The organism is Suttonella sp. (assembly GCF_056855035.1).
This window is the reverse complement of the sequence record NZ_JBXGGR010000023.1, coordinates 1-7,320: the sequence shown is the minus strand read 5'-3', so window position 1 is coordinate 7,320 and position 7,320 is coordinate 1. Positions and strand designations below refer to the sequence as shown.

6 protein-coding genes and 1 pseudogene are annotated in these 7,320 nt (G+C 50.6%); 3 read left to right on the top strand and 4 right to left on the bottom strand.

Annotated features, from left to right (window positions below; translation table 11 throughout):
- Positions 1-155, bottom strand: a pseudogene (locus ACJHVI_RS02310) (transposase); the annotation flags it as partial.
- A 182-nt stretch (positions 156-337) separates the two neighbouring features.
- Here ACJHVI_RS02310 and ACJHVI_RS02305 point away from each other — a divergent pair.
- The 3 genes from ACJHVI_RS02305 (at position 338) to dsbD (ending at position 4,035) form a co-directional block, all read left to right on the top strand.
- Positions 338-1,201: a penicillin-insensitive murein endopeptidase gene (locus ACJHVI_RS02305; RefSeq protein ID WP_483183005.1), complete on the top strand. Its 864-nt coding sequence runs from the start codon at positions 338-340 to the stop codon at positions 1,199-1,201.
- Between the two features lie 69 nt (positions 1,202-1,270).
- Positions 1,271-1,786, top strand: a complete 516-nt coding sequence (locus ACJHVI_RS02300; protein ID WP_483183004.1) for a hypothetical protein — start codon at positions 1,271-1,273, stop codon at positions 1,784-1,786.
- Positions 1,787-2,193: 407 nt separating this feature from the next.
- On the top strand, positions 2,194-4,035 hold the full coding sequence (gene dsbD, locus ACJHVI_RS02295; protein ID WP_483183003.1) for a protein-disulfide reductase DsbD: 1,842 nt from the start codon (positions 2,194-2,196) through the stop codon (positions 4,033-4,035).
- A gap of 304 nt (positions 4,036-4,339) precedes the next feature.
- Here dsbD and ACJHVI_RS02290 read toward each other — a convergent pair whose 3' ends face one another.
- Genes ACJHVI_RS02290 through ACJHVI_RS02280 form a run of 3 tightly spaced genes read right to left on the bottom strand, consistent with a single transcriptional unit; the run spans position 4,340 to position 6,997 of the window.
- Positions 4,340-5,464, bottom strand: a complete 1,125-nt coding sequence (locus ACJHVI_RS02290; RefSeq protein ID WP_483183002.1) for an NnrS family protein — start codon at positions 5,462-5,464, stop codon at positions 4,340-4,342.
- On the bottom strand, positions 5,461-6,186 hold the full coding sequence (locus ACJHVI_RS02285) for an ABC transporter ATP-binding protein (protein ID WP_483183001.1): 726 nt from the start codon (positions 6,184-6,186) through the stop codon (positions 5,461-5,463). Before ACJHVI_RS02285 ends, ACJHVI_RS02290 begins: the two co-directional genes overlap by 4 nt.
- Before the next feature lies 1 nt (position 6,187).
- Positions 6,188-6,997: an ABC transporter permease gene (locus ACJHVI_RS02280; protein ID WP_483183000.1), complete on the bottom strand. Its 810-nt coding sequence runs from the start codon at positions 6,995-6,997 to the stop codon at positions 6,188-6,190.
- Between the last annotated feature and the right edge of the window lie 323 nt (positions 6,998-7,320).

Below are 7,320 nucleotides of genomic sequence, written 5' to 3'. Positions count from 1 at the left end.
ATAAGCTCTTTATGCCCCTCGGTATTGAGGGCTAACAGTGTATAGACTGCTTGATTGACATAGCGTCCCTCATCTTTGACCTTATAGTGAATGGCATCAAGCCATACGATAGGATAAACGCTATCCAGTGCTCTGGATTGCCAGGCTGAAACCTTTGCAAAACCCAAAAAAATCCTCTAAATTCCCCCAACTAAGAAATTAGAGGATTTTTTGTGGTTTTGCAAAGGTTTCAGGCTGCTTAACTATATCTTATGCCGCCAATCTATGCTTTCACTGGCAATCGTCGACAAACGCGATTATTCTTTATTCACTCATCCTGACAGTTAAGACAAATATCATGAAAAAAACCGCCCTCATCCTTGCTGCCGCCTATATTTTGCAAGCCCAAGCCGCTTATAAAGAAGTTCCTAATGATTGGAGCCGCATTCAAATCCCCAGTTCTCATGCGCCGATGGCGGTCGGCAGCCCCTCCAACGGCTGCCAATTCGGTGCGCAAATCCTGCCCGAGCAAGGCGTCGGCTATTTCGACATCCGCCGTTTTCGCAACCGTTTCTACGGTCAGCCCTCAACCATTGCCTTGGTGCAAAGCATGGGGCAATTTGTCTATCAAACGACCGGCGAAGCCATGCTGATCGGCGATTTAAGCCAACCGATCGGCGGATTGATGAGCTATGCCCATGTCAGCCATCAAAACGGACTGGACGTTGATGTGTATTTCGCCAGCGTACAACAAGGGCAAATTCCCGATAAAGACCATGAAGCTCCGACTGTGGTCGATAAAGCTAAAGGCATCATGAGATTAGAACGCTGGAAACCCGCTTATCGCCAAGCTCTGTATGCAATCGCCACGCATCCCGATACCGACCGTATTTTTGTCAATTCCATTATCAAACAGCACCTTTGTCAAACGGAAACGGATCGCGCATGGCTACGCAAAATTCGTCCTTGGGGCGGACATGACGGGCATTTTCATGTGCGTCTGCGCTGTCCGGCAAACAATGAATTGTGTCAAAGTCAAAAACCCGTACCGGCGGGCGACGGCTGCGATGAGGGCTTAGACAAATGGATACGCGACCAAAGCGATGCCATTCTTAAGCCCAAACCGGCAAAACCGACAGCACCGAAACCGCGTCCCGAACCGCCGCAAACCTGCCTGATGCTGCTGCTTGAAATGCAGGGCAAATCAGGCATGAGCAAATAGCAATTTCGGCTTTTCAAATAGGCAAATGCCGCTATAATGCAAAGCCCAATTTAATAAAGGAAACAAGATATGAAATATTCTTTCTTATTCGCTTCAGCCATTGCTGCAACTGTAGCCGGTTGTGCTTCATCCAATCATGATGACAAAGCAGGGGTGGTCACACCTGCCGATGCGGCAAGCCCGAATCAGCAAATTCCTGCTTTTGAACAAGTCATACATTTAGCTTATCAATGCTCAGGCAGCGACGGCAAAGCAGCACCTTTATTAGTCGCAGGTTACGGTATTGTGAATGGCGAGCCGGTTGCCGCTCAGCTGACGATTGGCGAATCTACATCTCCTGCCTTAGTATTAGTGAAAGATGCGCCAAATGCAGATATGAATAACACCTTTTTCGGCAACGGCGTGACTTGGACGACCGAACGCGCCAATTTGCAAAACATCGGGCAGGCACAAGGCATCATGCTTACTCAGCGCCAAATGACGGAAGTCAACGGCAAACAAGAAGAAGTTGACAACATCATGCTCAAAGATTGCTCAGTCGATCCGGCAGCAACTCAAAGCCTCGTGCAGCAAAAAGCCAATTAACAGGCTTTTACAGCAATGATATAGAAAGGGCGTTCAGCCCTTTCTGTGCTTATAAAAGCCTTCTTTTCACTAATTGCCGTAAACGCAAGAAAATCCGCCGCGCGGTAATACGCTCATCATCCTATACTCAGAGAATGGAAAAACAGTATAGTCAAAGAAATGAAAAAGTGATACAGTAATGCTGCTAACAGGTAGCGCAGAGAGTACGGCGAGATGTGTTTAAATTGTAACTCTTTTTGAATTCCTTGACTATACAAGGCGATCCAAGTCCCTAATCATTTTCAGTTCTTTGACTATATTTGCCGTTTTGTCATGATCTAGCTCAATTTAGCCGCCGAAGCCTTGTGCTATTATAGCCGCCCTTCTCAGGCTGAAACCCTGCCTTTAATTATTTTGATGAGTCTGCCATGCGCCTAATTCGCCATAATTTTTTGCTAATCGTCTTTTATATTTTGTCTGCCTTCGGCACTTGGGCGCAGGACATCGCCCCTTTTAAATCCGTATTCATTCCCGAGATTAGCCAAATACCGCTGGAACAAGGCTATCAAACCGATATCCGCATCGACATCCCCACCGGCTATTATCTCTATGCCGACAAATTGCGCCTTGAAGACCCAGCGCTTGACGAAATGCAGCTGCACTTCAGTCCGAGCAAGGAAAAACAAGACTCCTTCTTCGGACTGGTACAAATCTATGACGAGCAACATCCTGTTCTGATTGAAATTCAACACACACATCCGCAAGACAGCTTCACGCTACACGCCCAAGGCTGCCAAGACGGCGTCATCTGCTATCCGCCGGACAAATGGCAACTCTCCCTTGCCGCCGGCAGCGACATTGCCGCCGCACCTGTCAGCAATAAAGGCTTTTTGCAGCAACAAATCGCCGCCAACTCCGCTGCCACCGCAACTGCTCCGACTACTCCGCCCCCAAGCAGCGCAAACCCCGTTGCCGCCGCAACACCTGCCGCCGTCCCGCCCTCCAAGCAAGAAGACACACTCGGACAACGCCTTGCCGCCAATTATTGGCAAACCCTACCTTGGCTGCTGCTCTTAGGCATCGGACTGAGCTTTACCGCCTGCGTGTATCCGCTGATTCCGATTGTTACCAGCCTTGTGGTCGGCAAAAACAGCAGCAGCGCCAGAAGCTACGCCCTCATCAGCCTCTACGTACTGGGCATGGGCTTGGCAATGGCATTGCTCGGCGCAGTATTCGGACTGTTTAACCAACTCAATCTGCAAGCCGCCCTGCAAAAACCTTGGGTCATCCTCATCGTCGCAACATTTTTCGTACTGCTCTCGCTGTCCATGTTTGACGTCTATACCCTGCAAACCCCGCACTTCTTGCAGAAAAAAATCGACCGCATCAGCCGCAAACAACATAGCGGCTCTGCCCTCGGCGCGATTATCCTAGGCGCATTATCCATTTTAATCGTCAGCCCCTGCGCCACCCCCGTACTCACCGCCCTACTCATCTACACCACGCAAACCACCGCCGCCCACGGCGCGCTTGCCCTCTTTGTCTTCGGCATCGGCACCGGCTTACCGCTGCTGCTTTTCGCCGGCGTGCTGCGCCGCTTTATGCCTAAAGCGGGAAATTGGATGATTATCATCAAACAAATCTACGGCATCATGATGCTTGCCATCGCTCTATGGCTGATTACCCGCATCCTGCCGGCACTGTGGGCATGGGGCTTATGGGCATTATTCGCGCTGGCGCTCGCCGTCTTCTTTGAAGCGCAGCAAGGCAGCGCCGCCGGCAAAGCCCGACATCTCTTTGCCTTTTTCCGCTATCTCGCCCTGCTTGCCGCCTTTATCGCCGCACAAAACGCCCTTGCGCCCTCCTCATCTGCGCATCAAGGCAATCCGCAAAACTATCATGCGCCCTTTGTGCAGCTTGACGATGCCGCTGCGCTCAAACAAGCAATGGCGGACAGCAGCCAGCCCGTGATAGTAGATTTTTATGCCGACTGGTGCGTCGCCTGCAAAGTCTGGGAACGCGACATCTGGCAAAACCCCGAATTTGCGCAAAGCCTCGCCCCCTACCGCCTGCTGAAAATAGACGTTACCGCCTATACCGAAGAACATAAAGCCCTGTTTCGCGAAATGAACCTTGTCGCGCCGCCGGCAGTCATCTTCTATCCGCCACACAGCCAAAGCCTCGCCGCCGATAATGGGCGCATCATCGGCGAAATGCGCGCCAAAGACTTTAGCGCCTATTTGGCAAACAGAGAAATAGCAGCCCAATAAATAGAGTACCTTAAGGTCAAAATGAGATTTAGAAATGCGTATTTCGTCAGGAGAAGCGCTTGGCATAATCTCATCTTGACCTTAAGAGCAAGATAGGGTGGGCAACTTGTTGCCCACGCAGCTTAATCCCAATCCCCAGCTGCATTGATTGCACACAATCTCTGTACCAACCCGAGGTAGGTCGGATACTTGTATCCGACATTGCTTAAACCATAACATTCTCGGATTCAATCCGACCTGAAAAAATAAAATAAGGCGGCGTGTATCAAACCACGTGGGCAATAAGTTGCCCATGCAATCCTTACTAACGCGGTTCATTGCGGGCAAAAATACGCAGATAACGCAGGCAATAAACGATAAAAGCGGCAGCAATCGCCACGGCGGGCAGGCGGTAGATGCCGTTTATATTCGGCTCAAAGGCGGAATAGATGCCGCGCGTGCAGGCGGCGATAAGCAGCAGCGTGAGAGCAAGGCGAATATCGCTATGAAAATGCAGTTTCACGCCGCTGTGCCGTTGCCCCGCAATGCTGATAATGGTCAAAATCATCAACAGATAGACGGCGATTGCCAAAAAATGCCGCGCAAAGCCGCTATAAGCCGGTGCCAAAAGCAGTACTGCGCCCAAAGCGCTGTAACCCAATGCCAAACTTAGGCTGACGGCATAATGCGCGCGCACATAGGCAAAGCGCAGCAGACGCAGATGATGAAAATCATGCAGACGCGCGACAAATGCCATGCCTGCCGCCAGATACAGCCAGCCTTGTACGCTATGGCTCGCCGCTAAGCCGGATGCGGTCGCCGCCGCCAACCAAAAGCAGGAGAGGTTTTTATAATAAGGATTGGGGATAAAGCGTTCCTCCAGCCGTCCGCCGTCTTCCAAAGCTTGGTTGCCGATTGCCCGTGCTACGCGAAAATTGATAATCGCGACCGCCAGCAACATGGCATCCACGCCGGCATGCAGATAGCGTCCTTCGGCGCTTGCGGCATAAGCTATCGCCAGCGCGATAATCAGACTGAGACAAAATAAGAGGCTAAGCTGGCGGCTGTCTTTACTACGCCAAACAAAAGAAGCGGTCAAGGCAAAGAGATAAGCCCAAAAGGGCACAATCAGCCATGCGCCGATGCTTAATTGCCACAGTCCGCACAAAGCGATACCCCATAGAACGAGCAGACAGATGCTGTGCGCGTGCAATTTGCGGCGGTCGTTCGTCCATTCGGGCAAGGCGGTCAGCAGAAATCCCGCAAATGCCGCGCCGCCTGTCAGATGAACAAAGGCAAAGGCGTGCCAATGCAGGGGAAAATATGCCGTCTGACTTGGCAGAAAACTAAGTGCCAGCCAAGGCAGTAGGGCAATCAGCACAGCGAAGCTAATCAAGGGGAAAAACAGGCGGAAAGGGTGTTGCAGGCTTTTCTGCCAATAATGATTCATGATTTATCCTCGGCATCGGACAGCGGAGGAATTTTCTCGCCACTGCGGATATGGGCGAAAAAGGGGCTTTGCACTTGGCGACGTATCCATGCCTCATCGCGCGCGGTATAGGGCGTATCCAAATGCAGGCTTTGCAGCGCGGTAGCGGGTTTGCCATCCAAACGCAGAATGCGGCTGCCCAGCAAGACGGCTTCGTCGCGGTCATGCGTAACCAAACAGACCGCCATGCTGGCGCTGATTTTTTCGGCAATCAGCTGCTGCAATTGGCGGCGCAATTGATGGTCAAGCGCGGAAAAGGGTTCGTCCATTAAGAGCAAATCAGGCTCGATAATCAGCGCTCGCGCCAAGGCGATACGCTGACGCATACCGCCCGAAAGTTCATGCGGATATTTGGCGAAATCCGATGCGGCAAAGCCCAAACGCTGCAATAAGGGCGCAATTTCGGCTTGCCGCTCGGGGGCGACAATCGCCACATTTTCCAGCGCATTGCGCCAAGGCAATAGGCGCGGTTCTTGAAATAAAAAGGCAAGCCGCTGAAAATCATAGCTGATACTGCCACTTTTCAAGGTTTGCAAATCGGCAATCGCGCGCAAGACGGTGGTTTTGCCGCAGCCGGACGGTCCGACAAAACAAAGGCATTCGCCGCGCGCAATCTGAAACGACAGATTATCGATAATCGGCGCGGTCATGAGTTCTATATTAATGGCGCTAGCGGTAAGCATCTTAATTTCCCCGACTGCGGACAGGCAGAATCCAACGCTTCAGCGGTTCTAAAAGCGCGTATTCTACAAACATAATCAATGAGATGATGATAATCACATAAGCCATAACGTCGGTGGTATCCAACATCGCGCGCGCGCTTGCCAATGCCGAGCCGATGCCTTGATTGCCGCCCAACAGCTCCGCCATCACGGTAATTTTCAAACCCGAACCGGTGGCAACAATTAAAGCCGGCAGCAATTGCTGACTTAAATGCGGCAAATACAATTGCTTAAGGCGTGCCGCAAAAGGCAGACGATACACTTTCAGCATTTCTTTCAATTCCTCGCTCATGCTCATCATGCCCATCATCGCCGCAGCAAAGAGCATCGGCAACACCGTTACCGCTACCGTGAAAATCGCGCTGGTCGAGCCCATGCCGAACCAGAAAATCGCCAGTACAATCCAGACAATCGGCGGCATACCCAGCAATAGCGTAATCAAAGGTCGCAGCAGGAGCGCCAAGGTGCGGCTCATGCCTGCCAATAATCCGCCGCTAATGCCCAGTATGATTGCCAAAGACAAGCCGTAAGCGCCGTGATACATGGTTGTAGCAATGGTTTCCCGCCCTAAGGTTTCCTGCACAATGCCGAACACGCGCCGCAATACGTCCAAAGGCGCCGGCAAAATCAGCGCGCCCAAATGCTCGTAAGACAAATGCCACAGGGCAAACACGCCGGCAATCGTGGCAAGGGCAGGAAAAATCCCCCACACATAAGACAATGCGCCGCGCCATTTGCCGCTCTGCTGAATCTGTCCGCGCTCGATAATCATGACAATCCTAAGCTAAACAAGTCGATTTATCATAAATGATAACATGTTTTTCAGCACTTGATTTATATCAAGTGCAAAGTAAATTCAAATTATTTTTATCAAAATAAAAAACCTTTTAAAGTCTATATTATTTTGACAATAATAAATCCATTCTCCGACTGATTGACTTTTCTTTTTTAAAATGTCTTAGATTCAATCTTGAAGTGCAACGTTTAATAGAGAAGAGAGAAGATGTAAGATGTGCGGTGTTGCACTTGCTCATCAACTCTTACCTATCAGAACGTTATGAAACACTATACACATCTTACACAAGAACAAAGGTA